This is a genomic window from Sporichthya brevicatena (assembly GCF_039525035.1).
GTDB classification, from domain to species: domain Bacteria; phylum Actinomycetota; class Actinomycetes; order Sporichthyales; family Sporichthyaceae; genus Sporichthya; species Sporichthya brevicatena.
On sequence record NZ_BAAAHE010000011.1, the window covers coordinates 98,759 to 122,740 of the forward strand.

General features: G+C 71.7%; 25 protein-coding genes. 11 read left to right on the top strand and 14 right to left on the bottom strand.

Annotated features, from left to right (window positions below):
* Window positions 1-10 precede the first annotated feature (10 nt).
* Both ABD401_RS08020 and ABD401_RS08025 read right to left on the bottom strand, forming a co-directional pair.
* Window positions 11-2,713, bottom strand: coding sequence for a SpoIIE family protein phosphatase (locus tag ABD401_RS08020; protein ID WP_344603398.1), 2,703 nt, complete (start codon window positions 2,711-2,713; stop codon window positions 11-13).
* Between the two features lie 126 nt (window positions 2,714-2,839).
* Window positions 2,840-3,592 (bottom strand): SDR family NAD(P)-dependent oxidoreductase, encoded by a 753-nt coding sequence (locus tag ABD401_RS08025; protein WP_344603400.1) that lies wholly within the window; start codon window positions 3,590-3,592, stop codon window positions 2,840-2,842.
* Between the two features lie 194 nt (window positions 3,593-3,786).
* On the opposite strand from ABD401_RS08025, the gene ABD401_RS08030 reads away from it, so the two are divergent.
* Window positions 3,787-4,794 carry a hypothetical protein gene (locus ABD401_RS08030; protein ID WP_344603401.1) on the top strand — a complete coding sequence of 336 codons (1,008 nt, stop codon included), beginning with the start codon at window positions 3,787-3,789 and terminating at the stop codon, window positions 4,792-4,794.
* Window positions 4,795-4,808: 14 nt separating this feature from the next.
* Here the strand turns inward: ABD401_RS08030 and ABD401_RS08035 are convergent, their stop codons facing one another.
* Window positions 4,809-5,408 (bottom strand): TetR/AcrR family transcriptional regulator, encoded by a 600-nt coding sequence (locus tag ABD401_RS08035; protein ID WP_344603403.1) that lies wholly within the window; start codon window positions 5,406-5,408, stop codon window positions 4,809-4,811.
* 48 nt (window positions 5,409-5,456) lie between these two features.
* On the opposite strand from ABD401_RS08035, the gene ABD401_RS08040 reads away from it, so the two are divergent.
* Window positions 5,457-6,065, top strand: a complete 609-nt coding sequence (locus ABD401_RS08040; protein ID WP_344603405.1) for a TetR/AcrR family transcriptional regulator — start codon at window positions 5,457-5,459, stop codon at window positions 6,063-6,065.
* Between the two features lie 6 nt (window positions 6,066-6,071).
* Here ABD401_RS08040 and tkt read toward each other — a convergent pair whose 3' ends face one another.
* Window positions 6,072-8,081, bottom strand: a complete 2,010-nt coding sequence (gene tkt, locus ABD401_RS08045; RefSeq protein ID WP_344603407.1) for a transketolase — start codon at window positions 8,079-8,081, stop codon at window positions 6,072-6,074.
* A gap of 209 nt (window positions 8,082-8,290) precedes the next feature.
* Between tkt and ABD401_RS08050 the strand changes: the two genes are divergently transcribed.
* Together ABD401_RS08050 and ABD401_RS08055 are read left to right on the top strand one after the other, a co-directional pair.
* Complete coding sequence (locus ABD401_RS08050) at window positions 8,291-8,974, top strand: response regulator (protein ID WP_344603545.1); 684 nt, start codon at window positions 8,291-8,293, stop codon at window positions 8,972-8,974.
* Window positions 8,971-10,146: a GAF domain-containing sensor histidine kinase gene (locus ABD401_RS08055; RefSeq protein WP_344603409.1), complete on the top strand. Its 1,176-nt coding sequence runs from the start codon at window positions 8,971-8,973 to the stop codon at window positions 10,144-10,146. The genes ABD401_RS08050 and ABD401_RS08055 overlap by 4 nt, the downstream gene beginning before the upstream one ends.
* Here ABD401_RS08055 and ABD401_RS08060 read toward each other — a convergent pair.
* Window positions 10,115-11,230, bottom strand: a complete 1,116-nt coding sequence (locus tag ABD401_RS08060) for a class 1 fructose-bisphosphatase (RefSeq protein ID WP_344603411.1) — start codon at window positions 11,228-11,230, stop codon at window positions 10,115-10,117. The two genes, ABD401_RS08055 and ABD401_RS08060, sit on opposite strands and share 32 nt — an antisense overlap.
* Window positions 11,223-12,236 carry a class I fructose-bisphosphate aldolase gene (locus tag ABD401_RS08065; RefSeq protein ID WP_344603413.1) on the bottom strand — a complete coding sequence of 338 codons (1,014 nt, stop codon included), beginning with the start codon at window positions 12,234-12,236 and terminating at the stop codon, window positions 11,223-11,225. Before ABD401_RS08065 ends, ABD401_RS08060 begins: the two co-directional genes overlap by 8 nt.
* 197 nt (window positions 12,237-12,433) lie before the next feature.
* Here ABD401_RS08065 and ABD401_RS08070 point away from each other — a divergent pair, with 197 nt between their 5' ends.
* The 7 genes from ABD401_RS08070 to ABD401_RS08100 all read left to right on the top strand — a co-directional run bounded on the left by ABD401_RS08070 (window position 12,434) and on the right by ABD401_RS08100 (window position 18,158).
* Complete coding sequence (locus ABD401_RS08070) at window positions 12,434-13,882, top strand: form I ribulose bisphosphate carboxylase large subunit (protein ID WP_344603415.1); 1,449 nt, start codon at window positions 12,434-12,436, stop codon at window positions 13,880-13,882.
* A gap of 11 nt (window positions 13,883-13,893) precedes the next feature.
* A complete protein-coding gene (locus ABD401_RS08075; RefSeq protein WP_344603417.1) occupies window positions 13,894-14,286 on the top strand; it encodes a ribulose bisphosphate carboxylase small subunit in 393 nt (130 codons plus the stop codon).
* On the top strand, window positions 14,283-15,206 hold the full coding sequence (cbbX, locus tag ABD401_RS08080; protein ID WP_344603419.1) for a CbbX protein: 924 nt from the start codon (window positions 14,283-14,285) through the stop codon (window positions 15,204-15,206). The genes ABD401_RS08075 and cbbX overlap by 4 nt, the downstream gene beginning before the upstream one ends.
* 22 nt (window positions 15,207-15,228) lie before the next feature.
* Window positions 15,229-16,104, top strand: a complete 876-nt coding sequence (locus tag ABD401_RS08085) for a LysR family transcriptional regulator (protein ID WP_344603421.1) — start codon at window positions 15,229-15,231, stop codon at window positions 16,102-16,104.
* A 91-nt stretch (window positions 16,105-16,195) separates the two neighbouring features.
* Window positions 16,196-17,083 carry a phosphoribulokinase gene (locus tag ABD401_RS08090; RefSeq protein WP_344603423.1) on the top strand — a complete coding sequence of 296 codons (888 nt, stop codon included), beginning with the start codon at window positions 16,196-16,198 and terminating at the stop codon, window positions 17,081-17,083.
* 42 nt (window positions 17,084-17,125) lie between these two features.
* Window positions 17,126-17,809 carry a ribulose-phosphate 3-epimerase gene (rpe, locus tag ABD401_RS08095; RefSeq protein ID WP_344603425.1) on the top strand — a complete coding sequence of 228 codons (684 nt, stop codon included), beginning with the start codon at window positions 17,126-17,128 and terminating at the stop codon, window positions 17,807-17,809.
* A 130-nt stretch (window positions 17,810-17,939) separates the two neighbouring features.
* Entirely contained in the window at window positions 17,940-18,158 is a 219-nt protein-coding gene (locus ABD401_RS08100) for a hypothetical protein (RefSeq protein ID WP_344603427.1), read from the top strand.
* 4 nt (window positions 18,159-18,162) lie between these two features.
* Here the strand turns inward: ABD401_RS08100 and ABD401_RS08105 are convergent, their stop codons facing one another.
* Genes ABD401_RS08105 through ABD401_RS08140 form a run of 8 tightly spaced genes read right to left on the bottom strand, consistent with a single transcriptional unit; the run spans window position 18,163 to window position 23,981 of the window.
* A complete protein-coding gene (locus ABD401_RS08105) occupies window positions 18,163-19,011 on the bottom strand; it encodes a hypothetical protein (RefSeq protein ID WP_344603429.1) in 849 nt (282 codons plus the stop codon).
* Window positions 19,008-19,772 carry a DUF6390 family protein gene (locus ABD401_RS08110; protein WP_344603431.1) on the bottom strand — a complete coding sequence of 255 codons (765 nt, stop codon included), beginning with the start codon at window positions 19,770-19,772 and terminating at the stop codon, window positions 19,008-19,010. Before ABD401_RS08110 ends, ABD401_RS08105 begins: the two co-directional genes overlap by 4 nt.
* Window positions 19,759-20,892, bottom strand: coding sequence for a hydrogenase formation protein HypD (hypD, locus tag ABD401_RS08115; RefSeq protein WP_344603433.1), 1,134 nt, complete (start codon window positions 20,890-20,892; stop codon window positions 19,759-19,761). The genes ABD401_RS08110 and hypD overlap by 14 nt, the downstream gene beginning before the upstream one ends.
* Entirely contained in the window at window positions 20,889-21,197 is a 309-nt protein-coding gene (locus ABD401_RS08120; RefSeq protein ID WP_344603435.1) for a HypC/HybG/HupF family hydrogenase formation chaperone, read from the bottom strand. The genes hypD and ABD401_RS08120 overlap by 4 nt, the downstream gene beginning before the upstream one ends.
* A gap of 51 nt (window positions 21,198-21,248) precedes the next feature.
* Window positions 21,249-22,346, bottom strand: a complete 1,098-nt coding sequence (hypE, locus tag ABD401_RS08125) for a hydrogenase expression/formation protein HypE (RefSeq protein WP_344603437.1) — start codon at window positions 22,344-22,346, stop codon at window positions 21,249-21,251.
* The gene (locus ABD401_RS08130; protein ID WP_344603439.1) at window positions 22,346-23,020 is read right to left on the bottom strand and encodes a D-sedoheptulose-7-phosphate isomerase; all 675 of its coding nucleotides are present in this window, start codon (window positions 23,018-23,020) and stop codon (window positions 22,346-22,348) included. Before ABD401_RS08130 ends, hypE begins: the two co-directional genes overlap by 1 nt.
* On the bottom strand, window positions 23,017-23,739 hold the full coding sequence (locus ABD401_RS08135) for a HypC/HybG/HupF family hydrogenase formation chaperone (protein WP_344603441.1): 723 nt from the start codon (window positions 23,737-23,739) through the stop codon (window positions 23,017-23,019). The genes ABD401_RS08130 and ABD401_RS08135 overlap by 4 nt, the downstream gene beginning before the upstream one ends.
* Complete coding sequence (locus tag ABD401_RS08140) at window positions 23,736-23,981, bottom strand: HypC/HybG/HupF family hydrogenase formation chaperone (RefSeq protein ID WP_344603443.1); 246 nt, start codon at window positions 23,979-23,981, stop codon at window positions 23,736-23,738. Before ABD401_RS08140 ends, ABD401_RS08135 begins: the two co-directional genes overlap by 4 nt.
* Window position 23,982 lies beyond the last annotated feature (1 nt).

Below are 23,982 nucleotides of genomic sequence, written 5' to 3' on the forward strand. Positions count from 1 at the left end.
GCACGCGACGTTACGCCGGGCCCGTCCCCCGGTACTCGGCGACCAGCAGGGCCAGGTCGTCGTTCAGCCGCTCCTGGCCCACGCGTCGGTGCAGGCCCGAGACGACGGTCTCGAGCAGACCCGCCGGGTCCTGGTCCAGGCCGGGCTGCAGCACCGAAGCGAGCTCGATGAAGCGGCGCCGGGCGTCGCGGGCCTCGATCGCGCCGTCGGTGTAGAGCAGGAGACGATCGCCGGACCCCAACTGGGAGTGCGTGACCTCCGGCTCGGCGCCGAGGCCCAGTGGCAGGTCGGCGGACACGGTCAGTTCGACGATCTGACCCGACGTCAGCACCAAGGGCGGCGGATGACCGCACGACACGAGCTCGACGCGGCCGTCGTCGTGGATGTCGGCGATCAGAGCGGTGACGAAGTCCTCGTCCTCCAGGTACGGCCGCATCCGCCGGTCGAGCCGCGCCGCCACCTCAGGCAAGCTGTCGTCGCGGCGGGCGGCGCGGAACTCGCCGAGCACCAGCGTCGCCGTTCGCACCGCAGCCAGGCCCTTGCCCCGGACGTCGCCGATCAGCAGCCGCGCGCCGGTGCCGCCGGAGACGACCTCGTAGAAGTCGCCGCCGACCTGGGCCTCCGCGGCGGCGGCCACGTACCGGGCGGCGAGGGCGAGGGGCCCGAGCCGCGCGGGCGGCGGCGCGAGGATCGCGCGTTGCGCCGCGTCGGCGACCCGTTGGACCTCGGCGAGCCGCCCGGTCTGGGCGCGGTACGTCACCGCGGACCGCAACGCGAGCGCCGCGCGCCGGGCCACGTCCTCGGCGAACGCGACGTCGGCGGGGGCGTACCGGCGGCCCGACTCCGCGAACGTCAGGGTGAGCGCCCCGAGGACCTCGTCGTCGGCGGCCAGCGGCACGACGAGAGCACTGGAGAGCGCGAACTCGCGGATGATCTCGCGGTGCTCGTCGTCCTCGACCGCCGACTCGATGAGCTCGGTGGGCAGTTCCGCGTACAGCTCCGAACGACCGGTGCGGACGACGTTCGCGGCACCGAACGCCGCGTCCATGCGCGTCGGGTACCGACGCCCGACCTCGTGCGCCCAGGCGACGCGGTCAGGGTCGACGTGGGAGAGCGCCACCGTGTGGAGCTGGCCGTCCTCATTGAGCAGCTGGATGAAGCACCAGTCCGCGAGCCGGGGGACCATGTAGTTGACGATCGCGTCGACGGTCTCCTGGTAGTCCAGGCTGCCGGACAGCGCCGCCGACGCGTCGGCCAGGAAGGTCAGCCGGTCGTTCGCGGCGTTGAGGGCGGCGTTCGTCTCGGCGAGGCGTTCGATGACGAGCGCACGGTCCAGGGCCTGCGCCAAGGTGTCGGCGAGCGTGGCGACGAAGTCGTTCTGCGTGGCGTCGTCGACGCCGAGCAGCGGAAAGGTGAGTCCGAGGACGCCGATGCAACGGGAGTCGACGATCAGCGGCGCGAGGTGGACGGCGCGCTCGTCCTCGTAGACAGCGGCCAGCGCCGGGAAACGGTCCGTCAGTTGTGCGTGTCCGCGTAGAACCAGCGGTCGGCCGGTGCGCACGACCTCCGCGGCGGGCAGGTGGGAGTCGAGCGGGATCTCGTCGAAGTCCGGCACCCAGCCGGGCACGTCTCCCCCGACGGCCAGCACCTGAAGCCGGTCCCCGCGCAGCAGGTACGCGCGGGCAGAGAGCGCGTGCAGTTCCGCCGCGGCCTCCATCGTCACGGTCCGCGCGATGTCGGAGAGGCTGTGGGCGTGGGCGAGCGCACCGGTCACGCGTTGCAGGGCCGAGAGCCGTTCGGCGGCCTCGGAGAGGCTCGCCAGACGGGAGACCTCCTTCGCCAGCGCCGCCTCGAAGGAGAGCTGTACCGGCATCGGCTCCGGCTCGATCTGCGCTCGGACGGCGTGGATCACCGACTCCCCCAGCCAACGGCGGAAGACCCGCAGCACCGCCGGGGCCGGAGGACTGAGCAACTGGGCGGAACGCGCGAACCGGTCGGCCTCGTCGAGGGCCTCGAGGTGACGGTGCGCCTTCGCGATGGAGTCGGGCGTCGCGTGCAGGACGAGGGTGAAGGAGCCGTCGGCGTTCGCGGCCTGGCGCGCCGTCTCGTCGCGGTACTCCGCCACCACCAGCGTCAGGTCGTCGAGGAGCCGCTGGACGATCTCGACCGTCGACGGTTCGAACGACCCGGCGGCCAGCGCGAGCTGCAGGTCGCGCACGAGCCCGTCGGTGTGCGCCCGCACCGCGAGCACGAGATCGGCGCGGACCCCGGGGATCCGCACCTCGATGGGCGACTCGAGCTCGTCGTCGGGCCAGTCGAACGCGCCGTCGTCGATCGCGATCGGGGCCACGTCGTGGGGGTCCGGCCGCAGTTCGACCCAGACCGTCTTGCCGCCGTCGACGGGCGCGATGCCCCAGGCGGAGGCGTAGGCGGCGACGAGACCGAGCCCGCGGCCGGTCATGCCCATCGGCAGGTCCCGCGGCGTCAGCGCGAACGACCCGCCGCCGTCGGTGACCTCGACGCGGACCGCCTCCCCGTCCGTCCGGAGCTGGAGCACCACCGGCCCGGCCGCGTGCAGCACCGCGTTGGTGACGAGTTCGGTGACGACGAGCTCGACGCCGTCCTGGAAGTCCGGCAGGTCGCGCGTGACCTCCGCCGCGAAGCGTCGGGCCTTCGGAACGGCGTCCGGCTGCGCGGCGAGCACGAGTTGCACGTCAGAGTCTCCGCGCCCGGCCCGTGCCCACGCGTCCATTCTGTCGGTCCACGGGTGCTCCGTTCGGGTGTCCTTGGCCCCGTGTCGGAGGTACGGAGGTCCCGGAAAACGCGAATTTCGGTCGAGTCAGCGGGGGTCGAACGCCGGCGGAGGGAACTGCGGGGTCTGGGCGGTGATGCCGCCGTCGACCGGGATCGCGGCCCCGGTGATGAAGCTCGCCGCCGGGGAGAGCAGGAAGCAGATCAGCTCCGCGACCTCCTCGGGTTCGCCCCATCGTTGGGCGGGAATCTGCCGGCGGAGCGCCTCGTACCGCTCAGGGCTCTTCTCCCGCAGCGGCGTCGTGAGCTGGGTGTGGACGGGCCCGGGGCAGACGGTGTTGACGCGGATCCCCTTCTGCGCGAGGTCGACGGCCGCGCACCGGGCGAGGTTGATCGCACCCGCCTTCGCCGCGCCGTACGCGCCGTGGCGGGGTTCGCCGCCGAGGGCGGAGACCGAGGAGACGACGACGATTGAGCCGCCGCCGCTGCGTTCCAGCAGCGGGGTCGCGGCCTGCATCCCGACCACGAGGCCGACCAGGTTGACCTCGAGGACGCGGCGCAGCCGGTCGAGCTCGACGACGTCGACGGACTCCGAGCCGGTGATGCCCGCGTTGAGGACGAGCCCGTCGAGCCGCCCGAACCGGCTGTCGGCGAGCTCGACCGCCGCGGCCAGCACCGCGGGGTCCGCGGCGTCGCCCTGGACCGTCGCGGCGCGGTCGGCCGGCAGCCCCGCGCACTCCGCAAGGTCGACGAGGACCACCGAACCGCCGCGGTCGAGACACATCTGCGCCGTCGCCCGACCGATCCCGGCCGCACCGCCGGTGATCAGCGTGACCGTCATCCGAACCTCCTGTCCGCGCACGTGCCGCCACGAAACCGCGCGACTGGATGTCGAGTCAAGTATTCGGCCGTCTACCGGCCGCGGCTGCCCTCGCTGAGCGTCCCGCTCGAGACAGTCGGGCCAATTTCTTGACTCGTACCATCCCCGGAGCTAGCGTCCGACGCACCGCTCCCCCGCAGAAGGGACCCTGACGCATGTCCACCGCGCAGCCGTTCGACCACTTCCCGGACTCGACGTTGACCGGCACCTACACGCCAGACCTCGGGGAGTTCCTCAACGAGCACCCGCGTCTCGGGGTGAACCTGCAGAGCATGTACGCCTACGGCGGCGGACGGGCCGAGGACGGCTCGCTGTTCGTCGTCCACCGCAAGTTCCTGGCGTCGATGACCGGCGGGCTGACGGTGATGTCGTCGCAGAGCGGCAGCATGCAGATGCTCCCGGGCACGCCGTACAGCGCGCGCGGTGAGGTGCGCCGGGTGCGGACGCCCGAGGAGTTCCGCTGGTTCGAGCCGCTCATGCAGCGCATCCCCGAGGACCTGCGCCTGCCCGGCGAGCAGCCACTGGACCTGACCGTCACCAACGACACGTTGCGCTGGGACGAGGGCAACCTGCTCAACCTGAACGGCTCGATCTGCGCGACCGGCGTGAAGCTGTACTGCTCACTGGAGAAGGCCGGGATGCTCTACACGAGCCAGCCGTACGCGGTCGAGGGTGTCATCGACGGCCGCCGGATGCAGGGCACGATCTTCCTCGACGCCATCTACTTCCGCCCGCACGGAGCGGAGTGGAAGGAGACCGAGTTCTACACGGACCGTCAGGTCTTCTGGAACCTCTACGCGAACCAGCTTCAGGACGGCACCACGCAATTCGGCCACCTGGTGCGGTGCACCAACGGCATGAACCTGGTCTGCATGGTCGAGGGCGACCGCGTCATCGCGTCGACGGACCAGATGGAGGCCGCGTTCTCCCTCGACGACGACGGCAACATCGACCGGGGCGAGTACCGGGTCGACGACATCGAGATCGCGTTCAGCGGGGTGCCGGACGGCCGCATGGAGGGCCACTCGAAGGCGCGCTGGGGCGGCTACAAGTCGCAGGCCGGCGAGGTCCGCATCAAGGGCGACGACCGGCCGGTCAAGGTCGGCTTCAGCTGGATGGAGTTCTTCTCGGACCGCATCCGCTCCGAGGGTCTCGCCCGCTAGTTCCTGATGCTTCGTCAGCCGCCGCGGAGCATGCGCTCGACGAGGTGCTCGACCTCGGCGAGGAACCCGCGGCGGCCGAGGCCCCGGTAGATCTCGTCGCGCTCGATCCACGACGTCACCGCGGTCTCGTAGACGCCGAGGACGCTCGCCCCGACGATCAGGCTCCGGGCGGGCGAGAGCTCGGCGTTCGCACGGGCGGCGGCCGCGCCGAGGATCGGCACCAGCTGGTGCCGGGTGGCCCGTCGTGCCTCCTCGACCTCGTGGTGCGCGGCCACCGAGGACACGAAGAACACCGTCGCATCGGGGTCGCACTCGTCGAGCCAGACGACGAGGCGCGCGATGGCCGGCCCGAGGTCGATGGCGGGGCCGGTCGTCGGGTCGAGCTCGGCGGCGAACCGCTCGACCAGTCGCGTGCCGAAGGCCCGGAAGCCTTCGAGCAGGATCTGTTCCTTGCTCTTGAAGTGGTAGTACAGCGCGGCCGTCGTGACCCCGGCGGAGCGCGCGATGTCGGCGACCGGGATCTCGTCCGGGGTGCCGGTGGCGAACAGCTCCATGCCGGCGCGGATCACGTCGTTCCGCCGGGACGGGCGTCCCACCGCAGCACCGGTCGCCATGGGTCGCGACGGTAACGTACGGATCGCACGCGAGTACGAGGTGACGCAGTGACGGAAGCGGTGGGGCCCGGCCCCGGCTCGCGTCGGCCGGAGGTCCTCGCGGCGGCCATCAAGGTCTTCGCCCAGCGGGGGCTCGCGGGCACCTCGTTCCCCGACGTCGCCGACGCTGCGGGCGTGACCGTCGCGACGGTGACGTACCACTTCGCGAGCAAGGAAGCGCTCTTCGAGAGCGCGATGGAGCAGGTCCTCGACGAGCTCAACGCCGTCATCGAGGCCGCGCGCCCGACCGACGAGGCGACCGACGTCGAGGGCCTCGGCCGCGTCGTCGACGCGGTGTGGGGCTGGTTCGAGTCCCAGCCCGACTCGGCGCGGCTCTACCGCACCCACCTGCAGGCCGCGACCGGCTCGACCCGCGATCTCCGGGACCGCTTCGTCGCCCTCCACGTCCGCCGCGCGTTCCAGTACCTCCCCGCCGGCCGGCCGTCCGCGAAGCGCCGCCTCGCCGCCCAGACCCTCGCCCTGCGCTCCCTGATCGCCGCGCTGAACATGGTCGCCGGCGCCCAGTCCGACGACGGCCCCCTCGCCGGCGAGGACAACGACCTCGTCCGCCGCTCGATGCGCGACCTCGCCCAGCAGATCGTCGCCGCCGAGCCCTGACCTCCGCTACGTCGTCACCGGCGGGGCGTCGGGGCGGGCCCGGCCGACCCACCGCTCCAGCACCTTGGCCGCGACGGCCTCGGGGGTGAGGTCGAGGACGCGGAGGACGTCGGGGCCGGGACCGGAGAGGCCGAACTCGTCGACACCGAGGCAGAGGCCGGCGAAGCGGTGCCAGCCGGCGGTGACGCCGGCCTCGACCGAGACGGTGAGCCGGGCGTCGCGCTCGGTCTCGAGCAGCGCGTCGCGCTCGAGGACGGAGCGCACGCGGCAGTGCAGACCCTGCGCGTCGAGCAGCTTCGCGGCCTCGACCGCGAGCCCGACCTCCGACCCGGTCGCGAGGAACTCGACGTCCGGAGCCCGCGAGGCGTCCTGCTTCAGTGCCTCCTCGACGTGCACCACCCGCAGCCGGCGGTCCTCGGTGGGAGCGCAGGCCGAGAGGGCCGGCAGCGCCTGCCGGGACAGCGCGATCACCGACGGGCCCGAACGGTGCTCGAGGGCGAGGGTCCAGGCCGTGAGTGTCTCGAGTCCGTTGGCCGGGCGGAACACCCGCACGCCGGGGATGAGTCGCAGCGACTCCAGGTGCTCGACCGGCTGGTGCGTCGGCCCGTCCTCGCCGACCGCGACGGAGTCGTGCGTCAGCACGTAGATCACCGGCTGTCGCATCAGCGCGGACAGGCGCAGCGCGGGCCGGAGGTAGTCGCTGAAGACCGCGAACGTCGAGCCGAAGACGCGGAACCCCCCGTGCAGGCTGAGGCCGTTGAGCACCGCCGCCATCGCGAACTCACGCACGCCGAACGGAATCGCCCGCCCGGCCCAGTCGTCGCGACGCACGACGGGGAAGCCCGTGTCGACGCCCGTCGATCCCGCCAGGTCCGCCGATCCACCGACGAGCTCGGGCAGCTTGTGCTGCATCGCCTCCAGCACCTGGCGGGACCAGATCCGCGTCGCACGAGCGTCGCGGGGACCCGCGCACATCGCCGCGCGGGTGTCCGTCAGGAACTGGTGCCAGTCCGAGGGCAAGGCGCCGGCGAGCCGCCGGTCCCACTCGCGCCCGCGTGCCGGGTCGGCCAGGCTCAACTGCGTCAGACGGTGTTCCCACTCCCGGCGGCGCGCGGTTCCCACCGCCGCGAGCGAGAGACAGCGGTCCCGGACCGGCTCCGGGACCGCGAAGGCCGGGTGGTGCCACCCGGCGCGCGCCTTGGCGGCGCTGAGCGCGGTCTCCCCCAGCGGCGACCCGTGCGCCTTCGGCGTCCCCTCGATCCCCGGCGCACCGCGGCCGATCACCGTGCGGACAGCGAGGAACGACGGACGCGGGTCGGCCTTCGCCGCCGTGAGCGCGGCGTCGATCGCGTCGACGTCCGTCCCGTCGGCGACCGGCAGCACGTGCCAGCCGTAGGCCTCGAAACGCGCGAGGACGTCGTCGGAGCAGGCGAGGTCGACGCCCCCGTCGATCGTGATGCGGTTGTCGTCCCACAGGACGGTCAGCCGTCCCAGCCCGAGGTGACCGGCGAGTGACGCCGCCTCATGGCTGATCCCCTCCATCAGGCAGCCGTCACCGACGATCGCGTACGTGTGGTGCTCGACGACCTCGGGAAACTCCGCCGCCAGCATGCGCTCGGCGAGCGCCATCCCGACCGCGTTGGCGAGGCCCTGCCCGAGCGGGCCGGTGGTCGTCTCGACGCCCGGGGTGTGCCCGTGCTCCGGGTGGCCGGGCGTACGGGAGCCGATCCGGCGGAAGGCGCGGAGCTCGTGCATCGGCAGGTCGTAGCCGAACAGGTGCAGCAATGCGTACTGCAGGGCGCTGCCGTGGCCGGCGGACAGGACGAAACGGTCGCGGTCCGGCCAGTCGGGATCGGCCGGGTCGTGCTTCAGGTGCCGGCTGAACAACGTCCACGCCATCGCCGCGGCGCCCATCGGCATGCCCGGGTGGCCCGAGTTGGCCTGCTCCACCATGTCGGCGGCGAGGAAACGAATGGTGTCGACGGCGAGGGCGTCGACATCCGCGCTCGCGTCCACGCTCCTGTCCACGCCCTCGGACCGAATCGCACCGGCTCCGTGGGTCTCCAACGTGCTCTGCCGCATGAAACAACCTCCGTAGGGCGACAGAGCGATCCCAGCGGCTGCAGCGCGCTTCTCCCTCCCCCGCGGGTGGGAGAACGGGGGTGAATTGCGCGGTGGAACCTCGCCCCCACCACGGTTCCGGTCCTAGCCTGTGCGCCATGTCCATGCCGAGCCCCGCCGAGGCCCCCGCCCCACGCCCGGCCCTGCGCCTCGTGCTGGTCGACGACCACGAGATGGTGCTGCACGGCCTGACCGCGATGCTGGCCCACTTCTCCGACCAAGTCGTCATCGCCGGGACGGCGACCACGTACGACCAGGCCCTCGCCCTCGTCGACCGGACGCGTCCCGACGTCGTCCTCTGCGACGTCCGACTCGGCCGCACCAGCGGGATCGACCTGTGCCAGGCGATCACCACGGCCTACCCCGAGGTCTCCGTTGTCCTGCTCTCGGTCTACGACGACGAGCACTACCTGTTCCAGGCGCTCCGCGTGGGCGCGCGGGGCTACATCCTCAAGCGCGTTGACGCCGCCGAGCTCGTGACCCACCTCCAGCGTGCCTGTGACGGGGAGACCGTGGTCGACCCGGCCCTGGCCGGGCGCGTCGCACTGTCCGCCGCGCGCATCCACGCCGGCGAGTTCTGGCCCGGCGCACACCTGGGTCTGACCCAGCGTGAGTCCGAGGTGCTCGAACTGCTCGTCGCCGGACGTTCCAACCGCGCCATCGCGTCGACGTTGGTGATCAGCGAGGACACGGTGAAGACGCATCTGCGCGGCCTGTACCGGAAGTTGGAGGTGACCGACCGCGCGGGCGCGGTCTCGGTCGCCCTGCGGGAGGGCATCTTCCGGTGACGTGGCGGCAGTTCACCGCCCCGCCGGACTGCGACTACCTCTGCGCCCACCTGATGGCGGACAGCGTCGTGGTGTTCGCCGTCGACGGTGACGACCTGTTCGTCGCCGCCTCCGGTCCTCGGGACCCGCGCATCGCCGAGTCGCTGCGCATCCCGCTCGGGTTCGGCATCACGGGGCAGGTCGCCGAGGACGGCCGACCCGTGCGCATCGACCGCGACTCGCCCCGCAACGTCGTGCACCGCCGCCTGATCGGGCTGGGGCCGGGCGAATCGGTGTCCCGAATCTGCGCCCCGATTCCCGGTCTGTACGGGGAGATCGTCGGGGTCCTCGCGGCGTACCGCAACTGCGCCCGGCCCTTCTCCGAGGAGGAACTGACGCGTGCGACCGAGCTCGCGTCGCCGCTCGGCCTGCGCATGCACACCGAGCAGCTGTGGGTCGCCGTCGGCCGACACCGCGCGGAACGCGACCGCCTGATCGCGGCCGCAATCTCGGCGCAGGAGGACGAGCGCCGGCGCATCGCGTTCGACCTCCACGACGGCGTGACGACGGTGCTGGCAACGATGGCCTTCCACCTCAACGCGGCGGATCTCGCGGTGCGTGACCTTCCCCACGCCCAGGCGGCCCGCGCCCAGATCGCGGCCGCGCAGCAGCTGGCCGACCTCGCCTACCACCAGACGCGATCGGCGATCTCCGGCCTCCACAGCCTGGTCCTCGACGACCTCGGTCTGGTCGCCGCCCTGGAGTCGCTGATCCAGGGCGCGGCACCGGAGCCCGGGACCGAGGTCGAGCTGCTCGCCGACCCCCCGCAAGTCCTCGGCGACATCCCGTCGCACGCCGCCGCGGCGCTGTACCGCCTGGCACAGGAGGCGTTGAGCAACGCCGTCCGGCACGCCGAGGCGAAACGCATCGTGCTGTCGCTGCGGCGCTCGGGAGATTCCCTGGTCCTCGCCTGCACCGACGACGGGCGAGGTTTCGACACGAGCGAGCCGCCCTCGGCCCGGACGACGCCGGACGACCCGGCGCGACACCATTTCGGCCTGTCGTCGATCGAGCAGCGGGCGGCGCTGCTCGGCGCCGACCTACGGTTGGAGAGCTCGCCGGGTCGCGGCACCCGGGTGATCGTCGAGCTCCCGCTGGACGTCACCGACCGCGAAACAGCGTTCGAGTGTTGAACAGCGGGAACTCCGGACGCGCACTCCGGGGCCGGACGCCGCAGGCACGGTCGAGGTGGTAGCCCTCCACCGCGGCGACCTCGTCGCTTGAGCCGAACACCAACGGCAGACGCTGGTGCAGGGCGGTCGGACTGATGTCGAGGACGCGACCACGCCCGGTGCTCGCGCACCCTCCCGCCTGCTCGATGACAAACGCGATCGGGTTGCACTCGTACAGCAGCCGCAGCCGTCCCGCCCGCGTCCCGGACCGGCTGTCGGCCGGGTAGAGGAACACCCCGCCCCGGGTGAGGATCCGGAACGCCTCCGCCACCAGCGAGGCCACCCAGCGCATGTTGTAGTCCTGGCCGCGTGGCCCCGCGCGGCCGGCGAGGCAGTCGGAGATGAAGTCACGAACGGGCGCCGGCCAGAAGCGCTCGTTCGACACGTTCACCGCGAACTCCGAGGCCGACTCGGGCACCCGCAAATGCGGATGGGTCCGCACCAGCACACCGGTGGTGCGGTCGAGCGTGAAGGCCACCGCACCCGCGGCGGTCGCGAGGACGAGCACCGTCGCCGGGCCGTAGAGCGCGAAGCCGGCGCACACCTGGTCCCGGCCCGGTTGCAGGAACTCGGTGAGGTCCACCTCCGCGCCGGTGCCGGTACGCCGCAGCACCGAGAAGATCGTCCCCACCGGGATGTTGACGTCGAGGTTGCTCGACCCGTCGAGCGGGTCGACCGCCACCAGGTAGGGCCCACGGGCGTCGGGGAACACCTGCGGCTGCGCGAGCTCCTCCGACACCACCGCCGCGACCGCGGGCACGTCGCGCAACGCGGTCAGGACGACGTCGTTGCTCAGCACGTCGAGGGGCTTCTGCACCTCGCCCTGGACGTTGAGCTCCCCCGCGTCGACCGCGGCCGCGGCGAGGCGCCCCGCGCCGACGTGGTCGGCGATCCGCAGGACAGCCTCCCCGAAGGCCCGGATCACGTCGCCGAGGTCACCGCTGGGGTCGAGGGACCGGATCACGTGGCCGTCGGCGTACTGCTCGAGCGAGACGCGCGCCGCCGCCGAGGACCGCTCGACGACCCCCGCCACCGACTCACGCATGAGCGCCCACGACCGCTCGACGCGCCGCGGCCGCGGCGGCCCGTGCACAGTTCTCCGCCAGCCGGTTCTGAGCTCCCGTCACGGCGTTCGGGTTGCCCCGCCAGGTACGGAGCGCGTCGTCGACGAGCGCACGTCCGAACGAGAAGGTCAGCGCCCACGGCGCCGCCTGGTCCTCGCCCGCCAGCCGGTTGACGGCGGCGAGGTTCGCGCAGGCCTGGGCGTTCGACTGGCCGCCGGAGAGGAACGCGACGCCGGGCACCGCGGAGGGCAGCTGGGCGCGCAGCACCTTGAGCGTGCGCCGCGCGACCTCCTCCGGCGGGCTCGGGACGGGGCAGGCGTCTCCCGCCACGACCATGTTCGGCTTGAGCACGATGCCGGCCGGGTCGACGCCGAGAAGGTCGAGTTGGTCGAAGACCTCGCCGAGCACCTTGTGGGTCACCGCCTGGCAGACCTCGATCTCGTGGCGGCCGGTCATCAGGACCTCGGGCTCCACGATCGGCACGAGGCCCGCCTCCTGACACAGCGCGGCGTAGCGCGCGAGCGCGTGCGCGTTCGCCTTGACGATGCGCTTGGTCGCCCGCGACACCTCGAGAACGGCCCGCCACTTGGCGAAGGTCGCGCCCATCTCCCGGTACTCGGCCAGCCGGCCGCCGAGGCCGTCCAGACCCTGGGTCACGACGCCCCCACCCGAGAACGGCAGGGGCACCGTGCCGGTGTCGACCTTGATGCCGAGTTCGATCTCGCGTTCCCGCGCCGCTACGACGAACGGGGTCCCGTCGGCCAGCGACTGGCGAAGGGTCTCGTCACAGAGGATCATCCCGGAGACCCAGGTCGATAGCCGAGGGGTCGTCAGCAGCAGTTCGCGGTAGTCCCGCCGCACCTGCTCCGACGCCGGAACTCCGGCCGCCTCCAGCCGCTTCGACATCGTCCCGATGCTCTCGTCGGCGGCGAGAATTCCGTGCCCGGGCCGCACCAACCGGCGCGCCGTCGTGGCGAGTTCGTGCATGTGTGGCCTCCCTGCGCTCCGCGCGCCGTCTCGTCCCACCGAGCCTGCGGTTCATCGCCCGGCGGGCACATCACCCTGCGGGGGAACGGGAGGGGTGAGACCGCGCCCCTCCCGATGGAGGCTTGGGTTCCCACTTAAGTGTGGTTGAGGAAGATTTCGATGGACGCCGTGGTTTTCCGCGCCCCATGCTTCGGGTCATGACGACCGAACTGAGCACCGAGAAACGCTGGAACGCCGGGGTTCTCCCCTACGCGGAGATGGGCTACTGGCAGCCGGACTACGTCCCGAAGGACACGGACGTGCTGTGTGCCTTCCGGATCACGCCGCAGGAGGGGGTGTCCCCGGAGGAGGCGGGCGCGGCCGTCGCGGGTGAGTCCAGCACCGCGACCTGGACGGTCGTCTGGACCGACCGCCTGACGACCTTCGAGCACTACCAGGCCAAGTGCTACCGGGTCGACGAGGTGTCTGGGACGCCCGGGCAGTACATCGCACGGATCGCCTACGACCTCGACCTGTTCGAGGAGGGGTCGATCGCGAACCTCACCTCCTCGATCATCGGCAACGTCTTCGGCTTCAAGCCGCTGAAGGCGCTGCGGCTGGAGGACATGCGGATCCCGGTCGCGTACGTCAAGACGTTCCAGGGCCCGGCGCACGGCATCGTGATGGAGCGCGAGCACCTGAACAAGTACGGCCGGCCGCTGCTCGGTGCGACCGTGAAGCCGAAGCTCGGGCTGTCGGCCCGCAACTACGGTCGCGTCGTCTACGAGGCGCTGCGCGGCGGGCTCGACTTCACCAAGGACGACGAGAACATCGGCTCGCAGCCGTTCATGCGCTGGCGTGACCGTTTCCTGTTCTGCATGGAGGCGGTCAACCGCGCGCAGGCGGCGTCCGGTGAGATCAAGGGGCACTACCTCAACGTCACCGCCGGGACGATGGAGGAGATGTACGAGCGGGCGGAGTTCGCCAAGGAGCTCGGCTCGGTCGTCGTCATGATCGACCTCACCATCGGATACACGGCGATCCAGTCGATGGCGCGCTGGGCACGGGCCAACGGCGTGCTGCTGCACCTGCACCGCGCCGGGCACAGCACGTACACGCGGCAGAAGAGCCACGGCGTCAGCTTCCGCGTGATCTCCAAGTGGATGCGGCTCGCGGGCGTCGACCACATCCACGCGGGCACCGTCGTCGGCAAGCTCGAGGGCGACCCGAACACCACCGCCGGTTTCTACGACACCCTGCGTCTGAACCGTGTCCCGGCCGACCCGGTCAAAGGCCTGTTCTTCGAGCAGGAGTGGGCGTCGATGCCCGGCGTCATGCCGGTCGCGTCGGGCGGCATCCACGCCGGCCAGATGCACCAGTTGCTGCACCACCTCGGCGAGGACGTGATCCTGCAGTTCGGAGGCGGCACCATCGGACACCCGATGGGCATCGCCGCCGGCGCCGAGGCGAACCGGGTCGCGCTGGAGGCGATGATCAAGGCACGCAACGAAGGCCGCGACTTCTACCGGGAGGGCCCGGACATCCTCGCCCGCGCCGCCGCGCACTGCCGCCCGTTGGAGATGGCGCTGTCCACCTGGGGCGACATCACGTTCACCTACGAGTCCACCGACACCCCCGACGTCGTCGCGACGCCGACGCCCGCCTGAGGAGCTCAGCAGTGCGCATCACCCAGGGGACCTTCTCCTTCCTTCCCGACCTCACCGACGACGAGATCGCCGCCCAGATTCAGTACTGCCTGGATCACGGCTGGCCCCTGTCGATCGAGTTCACCGACGACCCGCACCCCCGCAACACCTACTGGGAGATGTGGGGTCTGCCGATGTTCGATCTCGTCGACCCCGCGGGCGTTCTGCTGGAGATCAACGCCTGCCGGCAGGCACGGCCCGACTGCTACATCCGCGTGAACGCGTACGACGCGAGTCTCGGGCGCCAGACGACCGCGCTGTCGATCCTCGTCCAGCGACCGGCGGACGAGACCGGGTTCCGGCTGATCCGGCAGGAGAGCTCCGACCGTCGGATCAGCTACACCACCGAACGCCTCGCGCGATGACCGAGGAGCTGCTGCCCGCCGACGCCGTCGTCGACCTGGCCGCGGCGCGGCGGGACGCCGGGATCGACGCGGTCCTGGCGCAGCTCGACACCGAGCTGGTCGGACTGGCCCCGGTGAAGCAACGGATCCGCGAGATCGCCGCGCTGCTGCTCGTCGACCGCACGCGCGCCCAGTTCGGCATCACGACGGCCAAACCGAACCTGCACATGTGCTTCACCGGCAACCCCGGCACCGGGAAGACCACCGTCGCGCTGCGGATGGCCGACCTGCTCCACCGGCTCGGCTACCTCCGCCGCGGCCACCTGGTCAGCGTCACCCGCGACGACCTGGTCGGGGAGTACGTCGGGCACACCGCACCGAAGACCAAGGACGTCATCAAGCGCGCCATGGGCGGGGTGCTCTTCATCGACGAGGCGTACTACCTCTACAAGGTCGGCAACGAGCGGGACTACGGCGCGGAGTCGATCGAGATCCTGCTCCAGGTCATGGAGAACCACCGGGACGACCTCGTCGTCGTTCTCGCCGGGTACGCCGACAAGATGGACACCTTCTTCGCGGCCAACCCCGGGATGCAGAGCCGGATCGCCCACCACGTGACCTTCCCGGACTACACCGTCGACGAGCTCCGGCAGATCGCCCATCTGATGGTTGATCAGCTGGGCTACCGGTTCTCCCCCGAAGCCGAGGACGCCCTCACCCGCTACCTCGACCGCCGGGTCGGGCAGCCGTGGTTCGCCAACGCGCGCAGCGTCCGCAACGCCGTCGAGCGTGCACGACTGCGGCAGGCGCAGCGCCTCGTGGAGGGCGAGAACACTATGGTGACCCTGGACACGCTGACGACGATTCGGCCCGAGGACATCCTGGCCAGCCGCGTCTTCAGCGAGGCCGCCGAGGCGGGCAGAACCGTCCGCTCGGCCTGACGGCGAACGGCCAGGAGCGACGATGGCGACGAACTCACGCCTCCGCGTCCTGGTCGAACTGGCGGCGGCCGGCTCGGTGCGGGGCGCCGCCGCGCGCCTGTTCGTCACCGAGTCCTCGGTGTCGTCCTCCCTCAGCGCGCTCAGCGCCGAGGTAGGCGTGCCCCTGGTGGAGCGGATCGGCCGCGGTGTCCGGCTGACCCCGGCGGGCGAGCGCTACGTCGCCTACGCCCAGCGCATCCTCAACCTCCACGACGAGGCCGTCCTGGCCGCTCGCGGCGAGGCCGACCCCGAGCACGGTTCGGTCCGGATCGCCGCGGTCACCACCGCGGGCGAACTGCTCATCCCCGCCCTGCTCGCATCGTTCCGCCGGAAGTACCCGGGCGTGGTGCTCCACGTCGACGTCGCCCCCCGCGGCCGCGTGTGGCCGATCCTGACACGGCACGAGGCGGATCTCGTCGTGGCCGGGCGACCACCTGCGAGCGTGAACGACGTCCGGGTGTGCGCCACCAGCCCCAACACCCTCGTCGTGGTCGGTGCGCCCGGCACCCCGGGCGATCTCGCCACCGTCACCTGGTTGCTGCGGGAACCGGAGTCCGGGGTCCGGGCGACCTGCCTCGCCCTGCTCGGACGGCTGGAGATCACGCCGCCGCTCATGACCCTCGGCTCGCACGGCGCCGTCGTCGCCGCGGCCGTCGCCGGTCTCGGCGTCACGATGGTGTCGCGTCAGGCCGTGGAGTCCGAACTCGAGGCCGGGACACTGATCGAGATCGCGGTCCCGGGCACTCCGATGGACCGCCCGTGGAACGCGGTGACGCAGATCAGTCCCACCGCACCGACCCGGCTGCTGGTCGAGCACCTGCTCGCCGACACGCACCTCGGCTGGGCGCCGGCGGACTGACCACCCCCACGCTCCTCCGCGCGGGTGATGGCAGGACGTCGCCCGCACCGCAGGCTGTGATCAGAGCCCGCGTCAGGTGAGGAGCGAAGTCATGTCACGTCAGCACCCGATCATCTCGGTCACGGGATCGTCCGGTGCCGGCACGACCTCCGTGATGCGCACGTTCGAGCAGATCTTCCGCCGGGAGCGCATCACCGCCGCGTTCGTCGAGGGCGACAGCTTCCACCGTTACGACCGCGCGGAGATGCGCGCGGCGATGGCCGAGGCGGCCCGCCGCGGCGACCACTCGTTCAGCCACTTCGGACCCGAGGCCAACCTCCTGGACGAGCTCGAGGAGCTGTTCCGCGCGTACGGCGAAACCGGGACGGGCCGCGTCCGCCGCTATCTCCACGACGAGGCGGAGGCGGCGGTGTACGGCCAGGCCCCCGGGACCTTCACGCCCTGGGAGATGCTCCCGACGGACAGCGACCTGCTCTTCTACGAGGGCTTGCACGGCGCCGTCCTCACCGACACGGTCGACGTCGCGCGCCACGCGGACCTGAAGATCGGCGTGGTGCCGGCGATCAACCTCGAGTGGATTCAGAAGCTCCATCGCGACAAGCAGGAGCGCGGGTACTCGACCGAGGCCGTCACCGAGACGATCCTGCGGCGCATGCCGGACTACGTGAACTACATGTGCCCGCAGTTCTCACGCACCGACGTGAACTTCCACCGGGTTCCCGTGGTCGACACGTCGAACCCCTTCATCGCGCGCACGATCCCGACGGCGGACGAGTCCATGCTGGTGATCCGGTTCCGCGACCCGCACGGCATCGACTTCCCCTACCTGATCGCGATGCTGCACGGCTCGTTCATGTCGCGGCCGAACACGATCGTCTGTCCGGGCGGGAAGATCGACCTCGCCATGCAGCTGATCTTCACGCCGATGGTGCTCCGCCTGATGGAGAACCGGCACACCGAGCTCGCCGTCGCCGGCTGACGCTCCTCGACCCCACCCGACCCGAGCAAGGAGAGCTCTGCCGTGCCCGAGATCGCACCGACGCTCGTCGCGTCAGTCCTGCCCGCGAACTTCGCCGAACTCGGCGACCAGGTCGTCGCGATCGAGCAGGCCGGGATCGACCGGATCCAGTGGGACGTGATGGACGGCCGGTTCGTCCCGAACCTGACGTTCGGGCCGGACGTGATCGCCGCGTGCCGGGACCGCGTCACGATGGGCTTCGAGGCCCACCTGATGGTGGAGCACCCCGACCCGATGCTGTCGCGCTGGGTCGAGGCCGGCTGCGGCATCGTCATCGTGCACGCCGAGGCCTGCCGGCATCTGCACCGCACGCTGTCGACGATCCGCGAGCTCGGGGCGAGGCCGGGCGTCGCGCTCAACCCCGCAACGGGCCTCGAGACCGTCGAGCACGTGCTCGACCTGGTCGACCTGCTGCTGATCATGACTGTGAACCCGGGGTTCGGCGGGCAGGCCTACCTGGCCTCGATGGAGCCGAAGATCGCCGCCGCCCGCGCCGAGATCGACCGGCGCGGGCTCGACATCGAACTGGAGGTGGACGGCGGTATCGGGCCGGCGACGATCGCCGCGGCCGCCCGGGCCGGGGCTCGCGTGTTCTGCGCAGGCTCCGCCCTGTTCGCGGGCAACTCCCTGGCCGACCGCGCCGCGGAACTGCGCCGGGCGGCGACGGCGCTCCCCCTCGCTGTGTGAGGGGGAGCCGTCGCGCGGGCGGGTCGGCCGCGCTGCCCGCTGGGGGGAGAACGATCCACCCCCTTGTTCACCCACTGGTGTGAGGACCCGTCAGACAGTCGGGGATCACGCTGATGCCGGGAGGATAACAATGAACGAGACTTCGGACCTCAGTGCGTGGATCATCGTCTTCTCCGGCTCACTTGCTTGCGTTGCCCTGGCCATGGCGTGGGCCGTCGGTGCCGTGGGGGCCCGTCGACCCCGGGCTCATCGGCACCTGACCGGGCGGCCGGCGGTGCCCTACTGGCACTCGCCGACCGGCCTGCAGGACGAGCGGGGTATCACGCCCCTGCCCGACCGCCGGAGCTAGTTCCTCAGGCCGGACAGCGGGCCGGGATCCGCAACAGCTCCGGGTCGAACCGGGCCCGGAGCTCGGTGGAGGCGGCCGCCGCGCGGACGATCATCACCGCGTCGTCGGGGCGGTCCTTCACGTCGACCGCCGCGCTGTCCGGGCCGTCCCGGTGGGCCATGAGCCAGTCGTAGAGCATCCAGTCGAGCGCACTCGCCGCGGTCATCGCGTCGAGGTCGTCCGTGGGGAGCGCCGCGAGCACCTCGCCGATCGCCGCGCGGTGCTCGTCGCGGGCGGCGTCCTTCTGCACTCCCGAGCTGTCGAACAGGAGCATCGACAGCGTCGCCGGCAGGCGGCGGCCGTCCTCGGTGCGCACGACCCAGCGCGCGCCGCGCCAGGGCCGGTCGCCGTCGACCCACACCAGGTCGCCGTACCCGGCGACGACACCGATCCCGGGCTCGTCGAGCTCACCCTCGAACGGGGCCGGCCCGAGCAGCGACAGCGGGCGACGGGCCATCACGCTCATGAGGAACGCCGTCCCGAGAATCTGGCCCGCTCGGGTCGAGATCACCGCTCCCATCGACTCGACGGCCGCGTGGTACTCCCAGCTGAGCCGGTCCATCGCGCGGTGCAGCTCGCGCAGCCCGGTGCGTTCGGCGTCGTCCGCCGGGCCACGGCCGCCGCCGAGGATCTCGCCGAAACGCCCGGCGGCGATGATGAGCGCGTCGTCCAACGCCTCCAGGTGGGTCGGCAGCAGGCGGCGGGGCTCGTCGTCGGTCTTCACCAACGCGTCGAGCCGGACCGGCACACCGGTCGGGGTGGACCAGTGGAACCCGATCTGGCCCTCGTCCTGCACGATCACCGGCCGCGTCACGACGTCCCCCGCTGCGCCACCAGTTCCAGTTGCCGCATCAGATCGGCCTCCAGCCGTGTCACCTCGAACTCGGTCAGGCGGTCGCACGCGAAGTCCCAGTGCAGCGCCACGAGGTCGCCCTCGACGGGGTCGGCGACGAAGGCGTCACCGTCGACCCGGTAGTCCACCCGACGGTCGTACTCCGCGCTCAGGCTCAGCCGCCCGTCGGTGAGGTCCAGTCGGCGCGTGCGCACGGTCAACTGGTCCGCGTGGACGGCGATGACCCGGCCCCAGCCGATCCGGCAGGACTCCAGGACGTGCAGCGGCTCCGGGCGGCCGGCGTCGAGCAGCCGGGACCATGGGTACACCCCGAAGACGTGGAAGGTGTGCGAGGGCGCCACCTCCGCACTCAGGTCCTCCGACAGGTGCGGCCAGTAGTGCCCGGCCTGCGCACGGAGGTTGCTCAGCAGAACCTCGGCGAACTGCTCGCGCGGCAGCTCGTCGGTCAACTGGTTACCCACCCAGTACCCGCGGACCACGTCCGGGTCCATGGGCGAACGGCCCGTCAGATTCGCGATGGTCTCCTGGTACGGCCACGCCCCCGAGAAGCGTCGCGCGGCGGCCTCGACCGCAGCGGGCTCGTCCTGACCGCAGGCGGCCCGAGCGAGCACCGCGGCCCCGGCCGGGCCGCAGTACCCGAGCGCGTTCGGGCCGTGCGCGTACCGGGCGAACAGCACGGATCCGCTGACGCCCTCGGCGAGGAGCCGGTCAGCGCGCGGCACCCGCGCCCACCATCTGCGCGGTCTCGCGGTGCAGCCGCCCGAAGTTGTAGTACGCGGCGCACGCGCCCTCGGAGGACACCATGCACGTGCCGATCGGGGTGGCCGGTGTGCACGCCGTGCCGAAGACCTTGCACTCCCACGGGCGGATGACCCCCTTGAGCACCTCGCCGCACTGGCACGCCTTCGGGTCGGCCACCCGGACGCCGGGCATGCCGTAGCGTGCCTCGGCGTCGAACTGCGCGAGGTCCGAGCGCACCCGCAGCGCGCTTTGGGAGATGAAGCCGAGACCTCGCCACTCGAAGTGCGGACGCAGCTCGAACGTGCGCGCCAGCAGCTCCAGCGCGGCCGGGTTGCCCTCGGGCCGGACCACGCGGCTGTACTGGTTCTCCACCTCGCACCGGCCCTCACGGATCTGCGTGAGCAGCATGTGCACGGACGCGAGGATGTCGAGCGGCTCGAACCCGGCCACGACGATCGGCAGGCCGTACTGCTTCGGGATGAACTCGTAGGGCCGCGTGCCGACGACGGTCGAGACGTGGCCCGGGCCGAGGAACCCGTTGAGGCGCATGTCCGGCGAGTCGAGGATCGCCTTGATCGGCGGGACGATCGTGACGTGGTTGGAGAAGACGCTGAAGTTCGTCACGCCCAGGTCGCCGGCACGCATCAGGGTCACCGCGGTCGAGGGAGCCGTGGTCTCGAAGCCGACCGCGAAGAAGACCACCTCGCGGTCCGGGTTCTCCACCGCGATCTTCAGCGCGTCGAGCGGTGAGTAGACGAACCGCACGTCGGCGCCGCGGGCCTTGGCGTCGAGCAGGCTGCCGTTCGAGCCCGGCACCCGCATCATGTCGCCGAACGTCGTGAAGATGACGTTCGGCTGCTCCGCCAGCCAGATGGCGTCGTCGACGCGACCCATGGGGATCACGCAGACCGGGCAGCCCGGCCCGTGCACGAGCTCCACGTTCGACGGCAGGAGGTGCTCGAGGCCGTGCCGGTAGATCGTGTGCGTGTGGCCACCGCAGACCTCCATGAACGCGAACCTGTCCTCGCCCGCCAGGTCGGCGATGGCGGCGACCAGGCTGCGCGCCGCCGCGGGGTCACGGAACTCGTCGACGAACTTCATCGGACACTCCCTTCGGGAAGCGCGCCGCTGGCGGCGCCGAAATCGGAGGACGCGAACGCGGCTATCTCGTCGACGTACTCCTGGCCCATGCGCTGGACCTGGTCAAGGGTCGCCTTGGCCTCGGCCTCGTCGATGAGCGCCATCGCGAAGCCGACGTGCACCAGGACCCAGTCCCCCACGTCCGGGGGCTGGGCGGCGAGCAGGCGAGTGCTGATCACGCGGCGTACGCCACTGACGTCGACCTTCGCGAGATGACCGGCGGCGTCGACGACCTCGACGACCTGACCGGGGATCCCCAGGCACATGACGCGCTCCTTCTGACGTTCCGACAGATACTGCTGGCGATCAGCGGGTGATCAGCAGATGCGGGGCAGCGGGTCGCCGACGAGCATGTCGACGATCCGGGTGCCGCCGAACGGGGTCCGCATGGCGACCATGCCGCCGGGGTTCTCGACGATCTCGCCGACCACCGCCGCGGATCCGCCGCCGGCGGTCTCGCGCAGCGCGACGACCGCCGCCTCGGCCTCCTCGGGCGCGACGATCGCGGTGAACACGCCCTCGTTCGCGACGTGGACCGGGTCGATGCCGAGCATGTCGCAGGCGCCGAGCACGGCCGGCGCCACCGGCAGCAGACCCTCGTCGAGCACGACCCCGAGCCCGGTCTGACCGGCGAGCTCGTTGCAGACCGTGGCCAGGCCCCCACGGGTGGCGTCGCGCATCCAGCGGGTCGACGGGGCGGCCACCAGCAGGGCGGCCACCTGCTCGTGCAGCGCCATGGTGTCCGAGCTGATGTCGGCCTCGATGTCCAGGTTGCCGCGGGCGAGCATCACCGCCATGCCGTGGGCGCCGAGCGGACCGGACACGACGACGCGGTCGCCGGCCCGGACCCGGTCGGCCGCGAGCGAGACGCCCGCCGGGACGACGCCGACACCCGCCGTGGAGATGTACAGCCCGTCGGCCGTGCCGCGGGGCACGACCTTGGTGTCGCCGGTGACGACGTGGACGCCGGCGTTCGCGGCCGCCTCGCGCATGTCGGCGACGATCCGCTTGAGGTCCTCGACCGGGAAGCCCTCCTCCAGCACGAAGGCGGCGGAGAGCCACTGCGGCACGGCCCCGGAGACGGCGAGGTCGTTGACCGTCCCGTGCACGGCGAGGTGCCCGATCGAGCCGCCCGGGAAGAACAGCGGCTGCACGACGAAGGAGTCGGTCGAGAAGGCGAGCCGTTCCCCCGACGGCAGTTCCAGGACCGCCCCGTCCCCCAGGTTCTCCAGCTCGGGGTTGCGGAACGCCTCGACGAAGACGTGGTCGATCAGGGCCGCCGAGGACTTGCCGCCGGCCCCGTGCGCCATCGTCACGACGGAGTCGGTGAACCGCGGGCGGCGCTTACGGAACTCCTCGATGCGCAGGAGCATCCGCCCCTCGGCGTCGACCTGGGTCGCTGGATCCGGGGACATCACGCACCTCCGTTGACGTGGGCCGGTGACGACAGGGTTTCCTGGACGGTCGACCACAGGTGCCAGGCGAGGTGCGCCTGTGCTTCCTGGATCCGGTGCACGCTCTGCGACGCGACGGTGAAGCTGAAGTCCACGTCGTCGCTGACGCCGAGGCGGCCACCGTCGTAGCCGGAGAACGAGATCGTGAGCATCCCGCGCCGCCGGGCCTCGCCCATCGCGACGACGAGGTCCTCCGAGCAGCCGGACGTGGACAGCGCGAGCGCGATGTCGGTCGAGCGGCCGCAGGCGACGAGCTGCCGGGCGAACACGAGGTCGAAACCGACGTCGTTGCTGAGCGCGGTGAGGATCGCCTGGTCGTCGGACAGGCACCAGGCGGGCAGCGACTGGCCGCGCGGTGCCCGCGCGAACAGCGACGCCACGGTGGTCGCATCGGTCGAGGAGCCGCCGTTGCCGAACGTGTAGAGGCGGCCGCCGGCCCGGAACCGGGCCACCATGGCCTGCGCCGCCGCGCCGATCCTCTCGGCGTGCTCGGCCACGGTCCGCCGCTGCAGCGCAGAGCTCTCGTCGATCTTCGCGCGGGCCGACGCCGCCAGGTCGGCCAGCAGCTTCTCGGGGTTGTCCTCGCTGGCGTCGAGGAACGGGTAGAGGAAGCCGGTCTCGTTCACCGCGGTCATGACGGGCTCCCCACGCGCGCCAGCGCGAAGCCGGCGTGGACGAGGAGCAGGTCGCCGATCGCAACCTCGCCGACGAGGGTCACGTCGACCTCCTCGCTGCCCAGACCGGCACGCACCCGCGCAGCCTCACCCGGACCGAGCGGCGGGGTGACGACCTCACCGAGGCGGCCCTCGTCACTGCACGTGATGCACGTACCCTCGGCGGTCGGCGGCTCCGGTTCGAGCAGCCCCGGGTGCTCGAAGCAGACGTGGGTCAGTTCCCAGAGCAGGTGGTAGAGCCGGACGTAGCCGCCGGCCAGCGGTGCGGCCGGGTCGTCGGTGTCGAGCCAGAGCACGTGGTCGGCCGCGCCAGGCTCGGGCCGCACACCGGAACCGATCCACACGGTGGTCAGACCCCACGCCGGCGCGCGGAGCAGCAGGTCGCGGGCGACGGGGTCGTCGGCGCGGGCGATGACGCAGAGCAGGTCTCCCGCCTGGGTGAGGACGCGGGCCTGGGCGGCACGGTCAGCCTCGGCGAGAACGAACGCGGGCAGGGCACGCGTGCCGACGATGACCGGGTGCACGAACTCCACCGCGACGTGGTGGGCGTGCGAGGGCCAGTCGGGCGCCGCGACCCACAGCGTCGCGCCGGCGTGGAACCGGCGAGCCATCGCGAGCGCGGCCGCCGCCAGGTCCTCGGACAGTGCGGCGTCGGAGACGGGCGGGAGCGTCGCGGTCATGACTCGCTCATCTCGTCGAGCAGGCCGAACTCCTGCATGAGGCCGACGGTGCGCTCGGCCTCCTCCGGCGTCACCCGGGTGAGCGCGTACCCCGCGTGGACGATGACGTAGTCCCCGACGGCGAGATCGGGCAGGTAGTCGAGGCACACGGCGCGCGACTCCCCCACGAAATCGACGTCGGCCATGACTCGTCCTCCGCCGGACTCGATCGATGTGATGCGACCGGGCACCGCAAGACACATC